The sequence below is a fragment of the Rhodoblastus acidophilus genome (assembly GCF_025961575.1).
Taxonomy (GTDB): domain Bacteria; phylum Pseudomonadota; class Alphaproteobacteria; order Rhizobiales; family Beijerinckiaceae; genus Rhodoblastus; species Rhodoblastus acidophilus_C.
On the sequence record NZ_JAOQNX010000006.1, the window covers coordinates 150,845 to 167,000 of the forward strand.

The following is a 16,156-nucleotide window of genomic DNA, read 5'->3' on the forward strand; positions in this document are numbered from 1 at the left end:
TGGGCTGATGCGTCACGAACCTGAAATCAAGTCCGAGGATCGCCTTGCCGAAATCCGCGACCGGGTGGCCCAGGTGCTGGCGTCGCGGGGAGACATTGACGCCTTCCTCAGTTTTTTCCACGAAGACGCCGTGTTCCACATGACCGGGTCCGTTCCGAGCTTTCCCTTTGCGGGCGTTTACGCCGGAAAAGGCGCGATTCGGACGATGATCGAGCGAATCGATGTCGAAGTCGAACACACGGGTATGAAAATCCTTCATTTGCTCATTGAAGACAACAAACTGGCGTTGCTGCGCAGCGTCTCGCTGCGGCATCGCGGCACCGCGGCGCGGACCGATCTGATCGTCAGCAATTTTGTCACGTTCGAGGACTTGAAGGCGGTCGAAATTCAAGAGCATTTCGACACGCTCTCCTACGCCTCGCTCGCCAGCGACGATTGAAGCCGCGGCGTCAATGCCGTGAGAAAAAGTCCCGCAGCTTGCACAGGCTCGTGGTGATGTCGAACCGTTGGTCCGGCAAGTCCTCGCCCGCGATCAGCTTTGTCAGCGCCAAGGCCGGATCGGGTTCGCCGGTCAGGACCACATCGGCGCCGCGCTTTTTCATGTGCCGCACAAAACCGTCCCCGGCGCTGCCGGCGATCATCACCTCAACGCCGTCGAGCGGGTGCGGGGCGTTGTCGTCCTCGATGTAATGCGGCGTCTGCTCCTTAGTGAGCGTGACGCGGGCCGGTTCGGGCAGGGGGCCGCCGGGCCGGTGTCCAGCGAGATCATATACAAACCATTGCTGCGCCTTGCCGGCGTGGCCGCTCACTTCTTTCCAGTCTTTTGTTGCAATGGCGACTTTCATGGCGTCTTGCTCTCTTTTGTGTCGCAAGGCGGGTCAACAACCCGCCTTGCCGGGCTTTTGGGCAGAAGAGAGCACATTTTGCGCCAGATGAAAGCGGGGATTTGCGCGCTCTGTGGGCGGCCGCTCGGCGCGAGGGTCGAGGCGCATCATCTCATTCCCAAGACGTTTGGCGGGCGCGAGACCGTCGCCTTGCACCCGATCTGTCACCGGAAAATCCACACGACGCTGTCGGAACGAGAGTTGCGCGACCGCTATCACACGCTCGAGGCGTTGCGCGCCCAGCCGGACATCACCCTGTTCCTGCGCTGGATCGCCGACAAGCCGGTTGATTTTTACACGCGGACGGCAACGGCGCGGAGCCGGCGCTAAAAATTCCGCTATGCCTAACCCGCGCGCAGCGCCTGGCTCAACTGGCCGAGCTGCAGGTGCAGTTCAGCCGCCTGGCCGCGCATGTCGCGGGCGGATTCGGCGACTTCCTGCGACTTGCCGTCGGCGGCCAGCGCCTGGTCCTGCAAGGCCGTCATGCTCCGCGTCAGCTCGCCGACCAGATTGAGCGTGCCCGTGATCGCCTCGGCGATCTGGTCGACGGCGCAGCTTTGCTGGTCGAGCGTCGTCGCAATCGCCCCGGCCGTCGAATCGATGCGGCCGATGGTTTCCTCCACGGTCCGGTTGGAGGCGATCGAGGCGTCAGCGCCGCGCTGGATGGCCTGGATCCGGCGGGTGATATCGTCGACGGCCTTTTTGGTGGACTCGGCGAGCGTCTTCACTTCCGTCGCCACCACGCCAAATCCCTTGCCAGCTTCGCCGGCGCGCGCCGCCTCGATGGTGGCGTTCAATGCGAGCAGGTTGGTTTGGTTGGCGATGTCCTCGATCAGGGCGACGACGTCGCCGACCTGCCGGGACGCCTCGCTTAATTCATGCATGGCGACTTTGGCCTGCGCCGATTCGGCGACGGCCACGCTGGAGAATTCGGCGGCGCGCGACACCTGCGCGAGGATTTCGCGGATCGAGGCGGACAATTCTTCCGCCGCCGACGCCGCCCCCTGAACGTTTTGCTCGACCGTGCGCCCGGCTTGCGCGCTGGTCGCCGCCTGGTCTCGGGTCGCGCTGGAGAGGGCGTGCAGGTCGCGCGACACCAGCTCGAATTTTTTGGCCTGGTTGTCGATCGCGCCGGCGGCGCCGCCCACACGCGCTTCGAAATCCGACGCGAGCTTTTGCAGGGTTTCGCGGCGCACCCGCTCCGCGTCGGCGCGGCGATCTCGCTCGGCGGCCGCGTCGCGCGCCAGTTTTTCGCGCAACAGATCGCGAAATTCGGCGACGGCTCGCGCAATCTGGCCGATTTCGTCGCCGCGCGCCTCACCGGCGATCGCCGCATCGAGATCGCCCCGACGCAATTGCTCCATCGAGTAGGTCAAACTGTTGAGCGGGCGGCCGATGGCGCGCTGGACGAAGAAGGCGATGATCGCCAGCGTCGCCATGGCGGCGCCGACCGCGGCGATCAGCAGGCGCGAACTGCGCGCCAGCGCGGTCTCGATGTCGCTGACGTGAAATCCCGTGCCGACGATCCAGTCCCAGCCCGGAACAAGCTCGGAGTAACCGAGCTTGAGTGAGGGGGCCTGTTCGCCCGGCTTCACCCAAAGATATTTGGTGAGGCCGCCGCCGTCCTTTCCGTGGTCGATCAGTTCGCGGACAAAGGGGACGCCGTTGGTGTCCTTGAGGTCGATCAGGTTTACGCCCTCGCGCTTCGGATTGGGCGGAAGCAGGACGTTGACGCCGTCGGTGCGGTAAATGAAGAAATAGCTGTCCTCGCCGAAGCGCACCGGCCGCAGCGCCTCCACCGCCCGGGCCTTCGCCTCATCCTGGGAGAACTCGCCCTTTTCCGCTCTCTGGCGGATCGAATCGATGAAGGACTTGGCGGTCTCGACCTCGTTTTTCAGCTGAAGCTCCTTCTGATCCAGAAGGTTCATGCGCAGGTTGTAGTAGGAGAACACGCCGCCGCCGCCGATGCAGACAAAAGCCAGCGCGACAATGCCGCCGATGCGGGTCGAAATGGAGTTAAGCTTAAGCGCCACAGACCGATCCCCCTCTTCGGGGCGAATGGTGCGCTTCAGGTCTTGTGCGAAACTTTCCGAGGGGCCTAACCGGCCTCCAACAGCCGCTCAGCTTGCGCCAGCTCCACCGAAACCAGTTGCGACACGCCGCGCTCCGCCTGAGTCACGCCGAACAGCCGGTCCATGCGCGCCATGGTGATGGGATTGTGAGTGATGGCGATGAAGCGTGTGTCGGTCTTGCCGCGCATGTCCTCCAGCAGATCGCAGAACCGCTCGACATTGGCGTCGTCGAGCGGCGCGTCGACCTCGTCGAGCACGCAGATCGGCGAGGGATTGGTGAGGAACACGGCGAAAATCAGCGACATCGCGGTCAGCGCCTGCTCGCCGCCCGACAGCAGCGACATGGTCGCGGGTTTCTTGCCCGGCGGCTTCGCCATGATTTCGAGGCCGGCTTCGAGCGGGTCCTCGGATTCCACGAGCTGAAGCTCGGCCGAACCGCCGCCAAACAGCACGGTGAACAGCGCGCGGAAATGCCCGTCGACCTTTTCGAAGGCGGCGAGCAGGCGCTCGCGGCCCTCCTTGTTGAGCGCGCCAATGGCCGCGCGCAATTTGCGGATGGCTTCGGTGAGGTCGGCCTGTTCCTGCGCCAGTTTCTGGTGCTCGGTCTCGACCGCCGCAAGCTCCTCCTCGGCGCGCAGGTTGACGCCGCCGAGGCGTTCGCGGTCCGCCTTCAGGCTGGCGAGCTTTTGTTGGACGCGTTCGATGTCGGCGGTTTCGTCAGCCTCGGCCACACCCGCCATTTCGAGCAGCGCGTGGGGCGCGCATTGCAATTCCTGAACGATGTTCTGGGTGAGGAAGGCCAGACGCTGCTGCGCGGCTTCGGCCTGGGCCTCCAGGCGCGCGCGGTTTTCGCGGGCGGAAGACATCACCTCCAGCGCGGCGCGGGCGGCGCGGTCGGCCTGTCCGAGCGCGGTTTCCGCGAGCGCGCGGGCGTCCGCTGCGTCTTTCAGCTTTTGCTCGGCCTCCTCGATGCTGGCGGTCAGCGTGCGGCGCTGCATCTGGAATTCGTCGGGCGCCTCGGCGAGCCGGTCCATTTCCTCCTGCGTCTCGACCAGGCGGTCCTGAATCTCCTCTTTCTGCGCCAGCGACCGGGCTTTGCGGTCGGCCCAGGATTTTCTTTCCTTTTCGATGGCTTCGCGGCGGCGCAGGCGCGACTCCGCCTCGCGCGCAAAACTCTGCAAGGCGGCGCGGGCTTCGGAGGCGGCGGCGCGGTCGAGCGCATTCGCGGTCCGCGCGGCGTCGCGTTCGCCCAGCAGCGTGGCGGGCTCGGGCAAGTCGTCATAGGCTTCGCGGGCCTGGGCCAGGCGCTCCTGCGCCTCGTCGCGCATGTCCTGGGCGCGACGGCGGGCGTCCTCCAGGCTCGACAGCCGCGACAGCAACTGGCCCTGGCGCCTTTCGGCGGCGCTGGCGGCCTCGCGCGCTTCCGAAAGGTTTTTTTGCGCCATGCGCGCGGCGAAGCGGGCGCGTTTTTCCGCTTCGACCGCCTCGGCGACGGCGTTCTCTGCAGTCTCCATCTGTTCGCGGAGAGCGAACAGCGCCTCGCGCGCGGCCTTGGCCTCCACTTCGAGGTCTTCGAGCCGGTTCTTTTCGCTCAGACGGCGCGCGGCGGCGGTGGGGGCTTCGGCGGCGCGGACAAAACCGTCCCAGCGCCACAGGTCGCCCTCGACGGACACCAGCCGCTGCCCCGGTTTGAGGCGGCTTTGCAGCAGGCGGCCTTTTTCCCGGGGAACCACGCCGATCTGGGCGAGGCGCCGCTTGAGCACATCCGGCGCCTGCACTTTTCCTGAGAGAGCAACGGCCTCATCCGGGAGAGCGGGGTCGCCCAGGCCAAAGGAATGTGCCCAGAAGGCGGGGGCGTCGTCGTCGGTCGAGGCCTGCAAATCCTCGCCGAGCGCAGCGCCAAGGGCCGCCTCGAACCCTTTTTCGACGACGATTTCTTCGATCACCGCCGGCCAGGCGCCGTGTTCGGTGCGCAAAAGGTTGGTCAGGGTGCGCGCTTCCGTCTCTAGAGCCTGTGCCTTGCGCTCGGCCTCCTTGAGCGGGTTGCGTAGAAACGTTTCTTCGTCGCGGGCGAGGGCAAGGGCGCTTTCGGCGGCGAGCGCATCCTCTTCGGCCTGGGCGGCGGCGTCCATCAGCCGCTCGGCCTCGGCCAAAATTTCGGCGAATTCCGAATCCTCGCCGGCGCCGTCGCGCAGCGCTTCGATTTCTTCGATCAGCCGGTTCAGTTCGGCGTCGTAACGGGCAAACGCCTGTTCCTCGCGCCGCGCCGAGTCGGCCAAGGCCTTGCGCTGCGCCTCGACCCCGGCAAAAGCGTTTTGCGCGGCTTCCAGCGCGGCTTCGGACAGTTTGAGTTTTGATTCCGCCTCCTCGCAGCGCAGCCGCGCCTCCTCGGCGAGGTCGGCCTCGTCCTCGCCGGCGCCCGAAAGGTCCTCTTCTTCGGCGAGCAGGCGCTCCAGCGCGGCGGCGGCGTCGTCGTAATGATGGGTCTCGCGGCCCATGTCGTTCGAGAGTTGGGCGAAGCGGCGCTCCAGCTCCAGCCGGCGCGATTGGGCCCGCTTTTCCTCGCCCTCCAGCGCCTCGCGGGCGAGAACCAGGCGTTGCAGCGCGGCGGCGGCTTGCGATTCGGCGTCGCGCGCCTTGGGCGCCTCCAGCGCGGCTATGGCTTGCAGGCGGGCGGTTTCGGCCTGGTTGCGTGTGGCCTCGGCGACATCGAGCACATTGGCTTCGACGGCGGCCTTGGTTTCTTCCGCCTCTTTGGTCGCGCCGCGCAAGGCGATCAGGGCGACGAGCGCCTCGTGCTTGCGGATTTCGGCGGCCAGCGCCCGATAGCGCGCCGCCTGTCGCGCCTGGCGGCGCAGCGATTCGGTCTGCGCGCCGATCTGGCCGATCACATCCTCAAGGCGAACGAGGTTTTCCTCCGCGCCCTTGAGGCGCAGTTCGGCCTCGTGGCGGCGCGAATGCAATCCGCCAATGCCGGCGGCTTCCTCGAGAATGCGGCGGCGGGCCTGGGGTTTGGCGGAAATGATCTCGCCAATCTGGCCCTGCCGGACCAGAGCCGGCGAACGCGCGCCCGAGGAGGCGTCGGCGAACAGCAATTGCACGTCACGGGCGCGGACTTCGCGGCCGTTGAGCTTGTAGGTCGAGCCTTCCTCGCGCTCGATGCGGCGAGTGATCTCCAGAATGTCGGAATCGTTGAAGGCGGCGGGCGCGGTGCGGGCGCTGTTGTCGAGCACCAGCATGACTTCGGCATGGTTGCGGGCGGGGCGCGCGCCGGAGCCGGAGAAGATGACGTCGTCCATGCTGGAGGCGCGCATCTGCTTGTAGGCGTTTTCGCCCATCACCCAGCGCAGGGCTTCCACGAGATTCGACTTGCCGCACCCGTTCGGCCCGACCACGCCCGTCAGGCCCGGCTGGATCGCGAATTCCGTGGGCTCCACAAAGCTCTTGAAGCCGGTGAGGCGAAGTTTGTCGAATTTCATGGGCTGTTCCAGAGTGGAACAGAGCGCCACAGCGACGGCGGAATCAAGTTTTGCGCGCGCGAAAACTGGGGAAAAGAGGCGTCAATCGTCCCAGCGGTCCCAGAAGCGCCGAGGCCGCGTCTCGGGGGCGGCCCGGAGCGTGACCCTCGAGACGCCGGCGGCGACATTGACTCCCACATGGCCTTCGAGCGCGACCGGTTGCAGCGTGAAGCTGGAATCGTTGTCGCCGGTGAGGACATTGACCCCCACGCCGCCGCCCGCGGAGGCCTGCGCGCCGAGGCCGGAATAGGAGCCGGCGAGCGCGCCGGGCGGCACCGAAGTCGAGGGCGCCAGCACGACCCAGGCGAGCTTGCCGCGCGCCACGGCGCCGAGCGCAATGCCATAGGCGTCGATGCGCCCCTTGTAGAACACCTCGGGTCCGCCATTCGCCGGAACGAAGGCGCAGCGCATGTCCTGCCGCTGCATCACGATCATGGCGATGCTCGCGGAAACCTCGCACGTCAAGGCGCCCGCCTCGATCGGCGCGGCCAGAGAGGGCTGCGTGGCGAGGGCGGCCGCGCCAACAAGGGCGAAACGAACGGTTTTCATCAATGCGCTCCAGCAATCAAAGCGCACCCTAGCCGATCAGACCCAGCCTGAAAACCTCGATTTCAAATGCCGGCCCCGTCGGGGGTGACGTCATCCTCGGCCTTGCGTTTCGCCATGGCCTGGCGGAAGTCGGCGTACCATCCCCGCACCAGCGGGCGGAACGCCGCATCGGCCAGCGCCAGCGCCACGGCGCTGGAGGTCGGGGCGCCAAAAATCTTGGCGCCGATGCCGACCAGCGCGCCGCCGGCGAGCGCCGGCAGCAATTTTTCCGCGACGTCCTTGCTCAGACGCGCCCAGTCGATCCCCTCGTCCTCGGTCGCCGGCTCCTCCTCGACGGTCCGGCTCGGCTCGATCATGCCGAAGGCGACGGTCTCGTTGGTGATGCGGTCGATCAGGATGAAGCCGCCGAGATCGCGGCTGTCGCGATAGAGGCTGATCGGAAGGGCGCGGTCGAAACGCAATTGCGCCGTGGCGATCTCGTTGAGCGCCAGCGGCCGTCCCGGACCCGGTTCGAACGTGTGGATGTCGAGCAAATGCCGGACGTTTGTGATCGTCGCATTGGCCGTGCGCGCCCCGAGCTTGACGATATAGGATGCGCCCGGGTGCATGTCGGTTTCAGCGGTCCACAGCAGCCGCGCCTCCACCGTGGAATCCACCGCCGGCTGCCGGTCGACGGCGGCCAGAATGTCGCCGCGAGACACGTCGATTTCGTCGGCGAGGGTGATCGTCACCGATTGCCCCGCCAGAGCGACGGGCAAGTCGCCGTCCTGCGTGACGATGCGCGCGACCGTGCTGGTGCGGCCCGAGGGCAAGGCGACCACGGCGTCGCCGGGCTTGATCGAACCGCTGGCGACCCAGCCTGAAAAACCGCGGAAATCGAGATTGGGGCGGTTGACCCATTGCACGGGAAACCGGAACGGCGCCTCGGCCGCCGCGTCGCCGCCCGCGTCAATGCCTTCGAGCAGCGGCAGCAGCGGTTCGCCCTGGAACCAGGGCGTGCGTTCGGACAAGGCGGCGATATTGTCGCCGTTGAGCGCGGAAATCGGGATCGGCGCGATGGTCCGAAACCCGAGATCCCGAGCCATTTCGCGATAGGCGGCGACGATTTCGTTGAAACGGGCTTCGCTGTAATCGACGAGGTCCATCTTGTTGATGGCCAGCGCCACGTCGCGCACGCCGATCATCGAGACGATGAAGGAATGCCGCCGGGTCTGCGGCAAAATCCCTTTGCGCGCGTCGATCAGGATGATGGCGAGGTCGGCGGTCGACGCGCCGGTCGCCATGTTGCGGGTATATTGCTCATGGCCGGGCGTGTCGGCGACGATGAAGGCGCGCTTGTCCGTCTTGAAATAGCGGTAGGCGACGTCGATGGTGATGCCCTGTTCGCGCTCGGCGGCGAGGCCGTCGACCAGCAGCGCGAAATCGAGCGCGCCGCCCTGGGTGCCGAATTTTTTCGAGTCGCGGTCGAGCGCGGCGAGCTGGTCCTCCGCGATCATCTGCGAATCATAGAGCATGCGCCCGATCAGCGTCGACTTGCCGTCGTCGACGGAGCCGCAGGTGATGAAGCGCAGCAGCGCCTTTTCCGGCGCGGCGGAATGGAGGGCGGGCGAAAGGACTTCGGCTTCGGCGACGTGCGCGTTCATGTCAGAAATAGCCTTCCTGCTTCTTCTGCTCCATCGAGGCGGAGCCGTCGTGATCGATGATGCGGCCCTCGCGCTCGCTGGTTTTCGACGCGCGCATTTCCGCGATGATGTCGGGCAGGGTGGCGGCGGTGCTTTCCACAGCGCCGGTGAGCGGATAGCAGCCCAGCGTGCGGAAGCGGACGCTCAATTCCTCGACCTGTTCGCCGGGGCGCAGCTTCATGCGCTCGTCGTCGCGCATGATCAGCGCGCCGTCGCGGCGCACCACCGGGCGTTTTTTGGCGAAGTAAAGCGGGACGACCGGAATGTCCTCTTTGGCGATGTAATCCCACACGTCGCTCTCGGTCCAATTGGACAGCGGAAACACGCGAAACGATTCGCCGGGACGCTTGCGGGTGTTGTAGAGCCGCCAGGGTTCGGGGCGCTGGTTTTTCGGGTCCCAGCGATGTTCGGGGGAGCGCAGCGAGAACACCCGTTCTTTCGCGCGCGATTTTTCTTCATCGCGCCGGGCGCCGCCGAAAGCGGCGTCGAATTTATATTTGTCGAGCGCCTGCTTCAGTCCTTGAGTCTTCATCACGTCGGTGTGCAGACGCGAGCCCGAGTCGAACGGATTGACGCCGGCCTTCACCCCGTCCTCGTTGATATGGACGAGCAGCTCCAGGCCCAGCTCCTTCACGCGCTGGTCGCGAAAGGTGATCATCTCCTGGAACTTCCAGGTCGTGTCGACATGGAGCAGCGGAAACGGCGGTTTCGACGGATAAAACGCCTTCATGGCGAGGTGCAGCAGCACCGCCGAATCCTTGCCGATCGAATAAAGGAAGACCGGCCGCTCGCATTCCGCCGCGACCTCGCGGAAAATGTGGATCGATTCCGCTTCGAGCTTTTGCAGATGGGTCAAAGGCGCGTTCATTGCGCAGCTTCCTTCTCGCGCGAGACACGGCCTTCGGCGGAGACGTGCAATCCGCATTCCTTCTTGTCTTCGCTCTCCCACCACCAGCGGCCGGCCCGTTCGGGCTCGCCGGGTTCGATGGCGCGGGTGCAGGGCGCGCAGCCGATGCTGACAAAGCCTTTTTCGTGCAGAGCGTTCACCGGGACCTCGTTCGCCTTGGTGTAGGCGACGACGTCGTCACGCGAAAAATCGAACAGTGGATTCGCCTTGAGCAGGCCTCGCTGGGCGTCCCATTCGATGAAGCCGGCGTTGGAGCGATGGGCGTTCTGGTCGCCGCGCAGGCCCGTCACCCAGACTTGCGCGCCCGCCAGCGCGCGCGCCAGCGGCTCGACTTTTCGAACCTCGCAGCAGGCTTTTCGCATGTCGAGGCCGTAGTAAAAACCGTTGATCCCCTGGTCGGCGATCAGCGCCTCCACCGCCCGCGCCTCCGGATACAAGGCTTTTATGCGCAGCGCGTATTTTTCCTCGGTGCGCTGCCACAGTTCGTAGGTCTCGGGGAACAGGCGGCCGGTGTCGAGCGTGACCACGTCGACATCCGCTTTCGTTTCCGCCAGCGCATGGATGATCGCCTGATCTTCGATGCCCAGGCTCGTGGTGAAGACGATGCGGCCCGCGACCGCTTTTCGCAACGCGCGCAAACGGTCGGGAAGCGTGGCGCTGGCGAAGGCTGCGTTCAGCGGCTCGACGAGGGAGAGCAAGGATTCAGACATTTGCGGCTCCGGCGCGCCGCGCGGCGCGGCGTTGTTCCAAAATGTTGGCGACGGCGCCATAATTGTAGCCGCGCTGGTAATTGAGGCTGATGCGGGCGGCGGCGGCGAGCCATTGCTCCACCGGCTGGCGCTCGGCGCTGGCGTCCGGCAGTTCGATCTCGTCGAAACCGCAGGCGAGCGCGTGCGGGAACTGGTCGGAAACCAGCGGGCCGCTGGCGCGCAGCAGGCCGGAAAACCCGCGTTCGCGCAATTGCCGCGCGATGGAAAAGCCGCGACCGTTGTATCCCGTGGGGAAGGCGATCACGACCAGCGCCAGGGCGCCGAAATAAGGCTCCAGCGCCGCAGCCCGCTCGGTATTGTCGATGGCGACGCCGATCTGCTGGCCGGGCCGGCGCGCGGCGAGCGCATCCTGCAACAGGGCCGAGGGAACGATCACCTTGTCGGCGCTGATATCGAGCGTTTCGACGCGCGTCCAGAGGTCGGCCTTGGCGCCCTCGCGATCAAGCAGCAACATCGGCGATCTCCTTGAAGGCGGCCTTGAACGGCGCGAGGCCGATGCGGCGGTAGGTTTCGATGAAGGTTTCGCCTTGCTGGCGTTCCGCGAGATAGACGGAGACCACCTTGTCGACGGCCTCCGGGACATATTCGGCGGGCACGCCGGGCCCTAAAAGTTCGCCAAGCGCGTAGTTTTCGCTGGGGTCGCCGCCGACGGTGATCTGGTAGGACTCGACCCCCTTCTTCTCCAGCCCGAGAATGCCGATATTGCCGACATGGTGATGGCCGCAGGCGTTGATGCAGCCGGAAATCTTGATGCTGACTTCGCCGATCTGCTTCTGCTTCTCCGGATCGGCGAAGTGATGCGACAGGACCTGGGCGATCGGGATCGACCGCGCCGTGGCGAGGCTGCAATAATCAAGGCCGGGGCAGCTGATGATGTCGGTGATCCGCCCGATATTCGCGGTGGCGAGATCATGGGCCTTGAGCGCCTCGTAAACCTCCGCGACATCGTCGAGCTTCACATTGGGCAGGACGAGGTTTTGCGCATGGGTGACGCGCAATTCGTCGAACGAATATTTTTCCGCGAGGTCGGCGACCGCCCGCATCTGTTCGGAGGTGATGTCGCCCGGCGTTCCGCCGATCGGTTTCAGCGAAATCGTCACCGCCGTATAGCCCCGCTTCTTGTGGCGGAACAGATTGTGTTCGACGAAGCGCGCCAGTTCGGGGTCGCGGATCTGCGCGTCCTCCAGCTTGCGCGACACTTCGGGGAGGTCCTCATAGGCCGGCGGCGCGAAATAGGCGGCGATGCGCGCCTGTTCCTGGGGGTCGGCGTTCACCCTGGCCTTGTCGATGTGGGCGAACTCTTCTTCAACCAGGGCCCGCAACGCCTCGATGCCGAGCTCGTGCACGAGAATCTTCAGGCGCGCCTTGAACTTGTTGTCGCGGCGTCCTTCGAGATTGTAGACGCGCAGCACCGCCTCGAGATAAGCGAGCAGGTCTTCGCGGGGCAGGAACTCGCGCAACACCTTGGCGGCGAACGGGGTGCGGCCGAGACCACCGCCGACGAGGATTTCATAACCGGTCTCCCCGCTCGCGGGGTCGCGCACGATGCGCACGCCGAGGTCGTGCGACTTGACCACGGCGCGGTCGTGCGTCGCGCCGGACACCGCGATCTTGAACTTGCGGCCCAGCCATTCGAATTCCGGATGCAGGGTCGACCATTGCCGGATCAGTTCGGCGATCGGGCGGGGATCCTCGATCTCGTCATGGGCGACGCCGGCGAAATGATCGGCGGTGACATTGCGGATGCAATTGCCGGAGGTCTGGATGCAATGCATCTCCACATCGGCGAGCAGGCCGAGGACGGTCGGGACGTCCTTGAGCTTCGACCAGTTGAATTGCAGATTGGTGCGGGTGGTGAAATGCCCATAGCCGCGATCATATTCGTCGGCGATGCGGGCGAGCTGGCGCAATTGCCGGGCGTGCAGCGTGCCGTAGGGAACGGCGATGCGCAGCATGTAGGAATGCAGCTGGAGGTAGAGGCCGTTCTTCAGGCGCAGCGGCAGGAATTCCGCATCGGTGAGCGACCCGTCGATGCGGCGCGCGACCTGGCTGGCGAATTGGGCGACGCGCTCGCGCACGAGCCGTTCGTCGAATTCATCATAGCGATACATGCGACCTCCTCCGAGGCAGTCTGGCTGTATTGACGCGTCTTGCTGGCGCGAACCTCGCGCGAGACGCTCTAGATTTGAAAATCGGCCTGCTTGCCGAGGTCGGGGCGGGTGCTCGGCCCCAAAGCGCGGATCGCCTCGCGGATGTGGCGCGGAACCGGCGCGCCGTCGCGAAGCTCCACATCGACCAGCGTGGCGCCGACGACCCGCGCGTGGAGAAACTCCCGCGCGGCGAAAGCCTCCAGCGCCTGTGCTGCGGCGTCGTCCTGGGCGACCTTGGCTTGGCGCGGGTCGCGGCTCCAGCCGTCGGCCGTGGCGAACACGACATCGCCCTCGAGCAGGTCGTTGGCGACGAGAATAACGGGTAAAGGCGGACGCTTGACGGCGGCCATGGGCACCTCGCGAGTTTCTTCGCGGAAACTAGCGGCGCTCGCATCACCTTTCAATGTGGGGTAAGAGAATGAAAATGGCTATTTTCACCCACATTGGGGAATAATAGTCTCTGTGATGATTGGATGAACGCTTATGGGTAGGAAAATTTCCTTCGTGCTTGGGCGTGGATGGCGGCGAGGCTTTCCGCGTTGGGGTCCGGCCTCGCCTGTGCTAGGAGGTCGTCCGGCGTTCGGCCGCGAGGTTTGCGGGAAGGGGACGAAACCATGAGTTCTGGCGGCAAGGTTCTAGTGACCGGCGCGACCGGGTTTGTCGGCGCGGCGGTGGCCCGGGCGCTGATCGCGCGCGGCGAGGACGTCGTCCTGCTGGCGCGCAAAAACTCGCCGCGCGGCAATGTCGAGGGCCTGGACGCCCAGGTCGTGATCGGCGACCTCCGTGACGCCTCGTCGCTGAGCCCGGCCTTTGCGGGCGTGGACCGGCTCTATCATGTCGCCGCCGACTACCGTCTGTGGGCGCCCGATCCCAACGAGATCATCGAGGCCAACCGGACCGGCGTGGCCAATATCATGGGCGCCGCCCTGCGCGCCGGCGTGTCGCGGATCGTCTACACCTCCTCGGTGGCGACGCTAAAACTCAACGAAGAGGGTTTTCCGGTCGACGAAACCTCGCCCGCCACGCCGGAACAAGCCATAGGCGCTTATAAGAAGAGCAAGACCATCGCCGAGCGCCTCGTCGAAAAGATGATCTCCGAGCAAGGCCTGCCCGCCGTGATCGTCAATCCCTCCACCCCCATCGGCCCGCGCGACATCAAGCCGACGCCCACCGGCCGCGTGATCGTCGAGGCCGCCAATGGCAAGATGCCCGGCTATGTCGACACCGGCCTGAACCTCGTCCATGTCGAGGATGTCGCGGCGGGCCATCTCGCCGCCATGGACCGGGGCCGGATCGGCGAGCGCTACATTCTCGGCGGCCAGGATGCGCCTTTCGGCAAATTCTTGGCGGAAATCTGCGAAATGGCGGGCCGTCGCCCGCCCATGCTCAAGATTCCGCGCGCGCCGCTGTTCCCCTTCGCCCGCGCCGCCGAATTTCTGGCGGGCTTCACCGGCAAGGAACCCTTCGCCACGGTGGACGCGTTGCGCATGTCGAAATACCGCATGTATTTCTCCTCGGCCAAGGCGGAGGCCGAACTCGGCTATACGGCGCGCCCCTATGCCGACGCCATCGCCGACGCGCTCGCATGGTTCCGCGAAAGGGGCATGGTCAAGTGATCGTTCTCGGCATTCTCGTCCTGGCGATCTGGCTGGTTCTGATCTTCCTGCGCGGAAAATTCTGGGCCTGCCTCGACACGGATTTCGACAGCCCGCGCGTGCTGACGAGCTGGCCGTCCGTGGTCGCCATTGTTCCCGCCCGCGACGAGGCCGCGCTGATCGCCAAGAGCCTGGGGAGCCTGCTGGCGCAGGAGTATGGCGGCGATTTCCACGTCGTGCTCGTCGACGACCAGAGCAGCGACGGCACGGCCGACATCGCCCGCGCGCTGCCCGGCGCCGAAATCCTGACCGTGATCGACGGCGCCGCCCCGCCGCCGGGCTGGACCGGAAAAGTCTGGGCGATGGAGCAAGGTTTTAGAGCCGCCCGCGAAAAATTCGCGCCGCGTTTCGTGCTGTTCACCGACGCCGACATCTTTCATCAACCGGATTCGCTGCGCATGCTGGTGGCGCGCGCCGAAGCCGACGCCATCGGCCTGACCTCGCTGATGCCGCTCCTGCGCTGCGAGAGCATCGCCGAAAAATTCTTGGTCCCCGCCTACGTCTATTTCTTCCAGATGCTCTATCCCTTCCGTTGGGCGTGCGACGCGCGCAAGCGCACCGCCGCGGCGGCGGGCGGCTGCATGCTGGTGCGTCCCGACCTGCTGATGACGGCAGGGGGACTCGAAAGTTTCAAGGGCGCGCTGATCGACGATTGCGCCCTGGCGCTGCGGATGAAGACGGTCGGCCCGGTCTGGCTCGGCCTGACCAAGCGTGTGCGCAGCCTGCGCCCCTCTCCGAAAATCGGCGACATCGGCCGGACCATCGCGCGCTCGGCCTATGCGCAGCTCAAATTCTCTCCGGCCCGTCTTGCGGCCACGCTGGCCGGTATGGCGCTCGCCTTCCTCGCGCCGGTTTGGCTGGCGCTGACCGCGCCCGGCACCGCCGGTCTTCTGGGCGCGCTCGCGCTTGGCCTGATGATCGCGAGCTTCATGCCGATCAACCGTTTTTATGGCCTCAACCGGGCTTGGGCGGCGCTCTTGCCGCTGATCGCCGGGGTTTATATGGTCTATACGGTCCGCTCGGCGCTCGACGATCGGCGTGGGCGCGACGGCATCGGAAAAGGCGAGGCGCAAGGCCGCGCCGGGAAAGGGCAGGCATGAACGCGCAAGCCAGTGTGACGGCGGAGAGCCTGCGGTCGGGCAAGACCGGCGCCGACGAGAATTTTCCCGTCGCGTCCTTGCTGATCGACGCGCCGTTGCGGCCCATCGTCCTCGCCTTCTACGATTTCGCCCGCTCCGGCGACGATGTCGCGGACAGCCCGACGCTCTCGCCGGCGCAAAAGCACGCCCTGCTCGACCAGATGGACGATTCGCTCATCGGCAAGAGCGACGCCGAGCCGCTCGGCGTCAAGCTGCGCGCTGCGCTCGCAGAGCGCCGCGTCACCAACCAGCACGCGCGCGACCTGCTCAACGCCTTCCGCCTCGACGTGGACAAGAACCGCTACGCCAGCTGGGACGACCTCATCGATTATTGCCGCCTCTCCGCCATGCCGGTCGGGCGCTTCATGCTCGACGTCCACGGCGAGAGCAAAGACCTGTGGCAGGCCAATGACGACATTTGCGCCGCCCTGCAAATCAACAACCACCTCCAGGACTGCGTGAAAGATTTTCAAAATCTCGACCGCGTCTACATCCCGCATGACGCCCTCGCGGCGGCCGGCGCGCGCACCGAAGAGCTGAGCGGCGCCAAAAGCTCGCCGGCGCTGCTGTCCTGCTTGCAGGCGTTGGCGCGCAAAAACCGCGACCTGCTTGAACGCGGCGCCGGTCTTGGCGGCGCGGTCAAAAATTTTCGCCTCGGCCTGGAGATCGCCGTGACCGTCGCGCATGCGCGCAAAATCGCGGACTTGCTGATCGCCAACGATCCGCTGTGCGAAAAGGTGCGGCTGAGCAAGGGCGAGATGATCGGCGGCGCGCTGGCCGCCGCCGGCCGCGCCGCCGTATCGCGTTGGACCGGGAGAGCGGCATGAGCC

15 protein-coding genes are annotated in these 16,156 nt (G+C 65.8%); 5 read left to right on the forward strand and 10 right to left on the reverse strand.

Annotation, left to right across the window (positions count from 1 at the left end; genetic code table 11):
- Positions 1-7 precede the first annotated feature (7 nt).
- Positions 8-439, forward strand: coding sequence for a nuclear transport factor 2 family protein (locus tag M2320_RS06145; protein ID WP_264596514.1), 432 nt, complete (start codon positions 8-10; stop codon positions 437-439).
- Positions 440-449: 10 nt separating this feature from the next.
- On the opposite strand, the gene M2320_RS06150 is transcribed toward M2320_RS06145, so the two are convergent.
- Positions 450-845 (reverse strand): NifB/NifX family molybdenum-iron cluster-binding protein, encoded by a 396-nt coding sequence (locus tag M2320_RS06150; RefSeq protein ID WP_264596515.1) that lies wholly within the window; start codon positions 843-845, stop codon positions 450-452.
- 78 nt (positions 846-923) lie between these two features.
- Between M2320_RS06150 and M2320_RS06155 the strand changes: the two genes are divergently transcribed.
- Positions 924-1,214 (forward strand): HNH endonuclease, encoded by a 291-nt coding sequence (locus M2320_RS06155; RefSeq protein ID WP_425540652.1) that lies wholly within the window; start codon positions 924-926, stop codon positions 1,212-1,214.
- A gap of 14 nt (positions 1,215-1,228) precedes the next feature.
- Here the strand turns inward: M2320_RS06155 and M2320_RS06160 are convergent, their stop codons facing one another.
- The 9 genes from M2320_RS06160 to M2320_RS06200 form a co-directional block, all read right to left on the reverse strand.
- Complete coding sequence (locus M2320_RS06160; RefSeq protein WP_264596516.1) at positions 1,229-2,917, reverse strand: methyl-accepting chemotaxis protein; 1,689 nt, start codon at positions 2,915-2,917, stop codon at positions 1,229-1,231.
- A 65-nt stretch (positions 2,918-2,982) separates the two neighbouring features.
- Complete coding sequence (locus M2320_RS06165) at positions 2,983-6,435, reverse strand: chromosome segregation SMC family protein (protein ID WP_264596517.1); 3,453 nt, start codon at positions 6,433-6,435, stop codon at positions 2,983-2,985.
- An 81-nt stretch (positions 6,436-6,516) separates the two neighbouring features.
- Positions 6,517-7,023, reverse strand: coding sequence for a DUF992 domain-containing protein (locus M2320_RS06170; protein ID WP_264596518.1), 507 nt, complete (start codon positions 7,021-7,023; stop codon positions 6,517-6,519).
- 62 nt (positions 7,024-7,085) lie between these two features.
- Positions 7,086-8,666 (reverse strand): sulfate adenylyltransferase subunit CysN, encoded by a 1,581-nt coding sequence (gene cysN / locus M2320_RS06175; protein ID WP_264596519.1) that lies wholly within the window; start codon positions 8,664-8,666, stop codon positions 7,086-7,088.
- 1 nt (position 8,667) lies between these two features.
- Complete coding sequence (cysD, locus tag M2320_RS06180; RefSeq protein WP_184428550.1) at positions 8,668-9,573, reverse strand: sulfate adenylyltransferase subunit CysD; 906 nt, start codon at positions 9,571-9,573, stop codon at positions 8,668-8,670.
- Positions 9,570-10,322, reverse strand: a complete 753-nt coding sequence (locus tag M2320_RS06185; RefSeq protein ID WP_264596520.1) for a phosphoadenylyl-sulfate reductase — start codon at positions 10,320-10,322, stop codon at positions 9,570-9,572. The genes cysD and M2320_RS06185 overlap by 4 nt, the downstream gene beginning before the upstream one ends.
- The gene (locus M2320_RS06190) at positions 10,315-10,836 is read right to left on the reverse strand and encodes a DUF934 domain-containing protein (RefSeq protein ID WP_264596521.1); all 522 of its coding nucleotides are present in this window, start codon (positions 10,834-10,836) and stop codon (positions 10,315-10,317) included. The genes M2320_RS06185 and M2320_RS06190 overlap by 8 nt, the downstream gene beginning before the upstream one ends.
- Entirely contained in the window at positions 10,823-12,493 is a 1,671-nt protein-coding gene (locus M2320_RS06195; RefSeq protein WP_264596522.1) for a nitrite/sulfite reductase, read from the reverse strand. The genes M2320_RS06190 and M2320_RS06195 overlap by 14 nt, the downstream gene beginning before the upstream one ends.
- A gap of 68 nt (positions 12,494-12,561) precedes the next feature.
- Positions 12,562-12,882: a DUF2849 domain-containing protein gene (locus M2320_RS06200; protein WP_264596523.1), complete on the reverse strand. Its 321-nt coding sequence runs from the start codon at positions 12,880-12,882 to the stop codon at positions 12,562-12,564.
- Positions 12,883-13,146: 264 nt separating this feature from the next.
- Between M2320_RS06200 and hpnA the strand changes: the two genes are divergently transcribed.
- From hpnA to hpnC, 3 genes are read left to right on the forward strand one after another with little or no spacing between them, the layout of a single operon-like run.
- A complete protein-coding gene (hpnA, locus tag M2320_RS06205; RefSeq protein WP_264596524.1) occupies positions 13,147-14,148 on the forward strand; it encodes a hopanoid-associated sugar epimerase in 1,002 nt (333 codons plus the stop codon).
- The gene (locus M2320_RS06210) at positions 14,145-15,287 is read left to right on the forward strand and encodes a glycosyltransferase (RefSeq protein ID WP_264596525.1); all 1,143 of its coding nucleotides are present in this window, start codon (positions 14,145-14,147) and stop codon (positions 15,285-15,287) included. Before hpnA ends, M2320_RS06210 begins: the two co-directional genes overlap by 4 nt.
- Positions 15,284-16,153, forward strand: a complete 870-nt coding sequence (gene hpnC / locus M2320_RS06215) for a squalene synthase HpnC (protein WP_264596526.1) — start codon at positions 15,284-15,286, stop codon at positions 16,151-16,153. Before M2320_RS06210 ends, hpnC begins: the two co-directional genes overlap by 4 nt.
- Positions 16,154-16,156 lie beyond the last annotated feature (3 nt).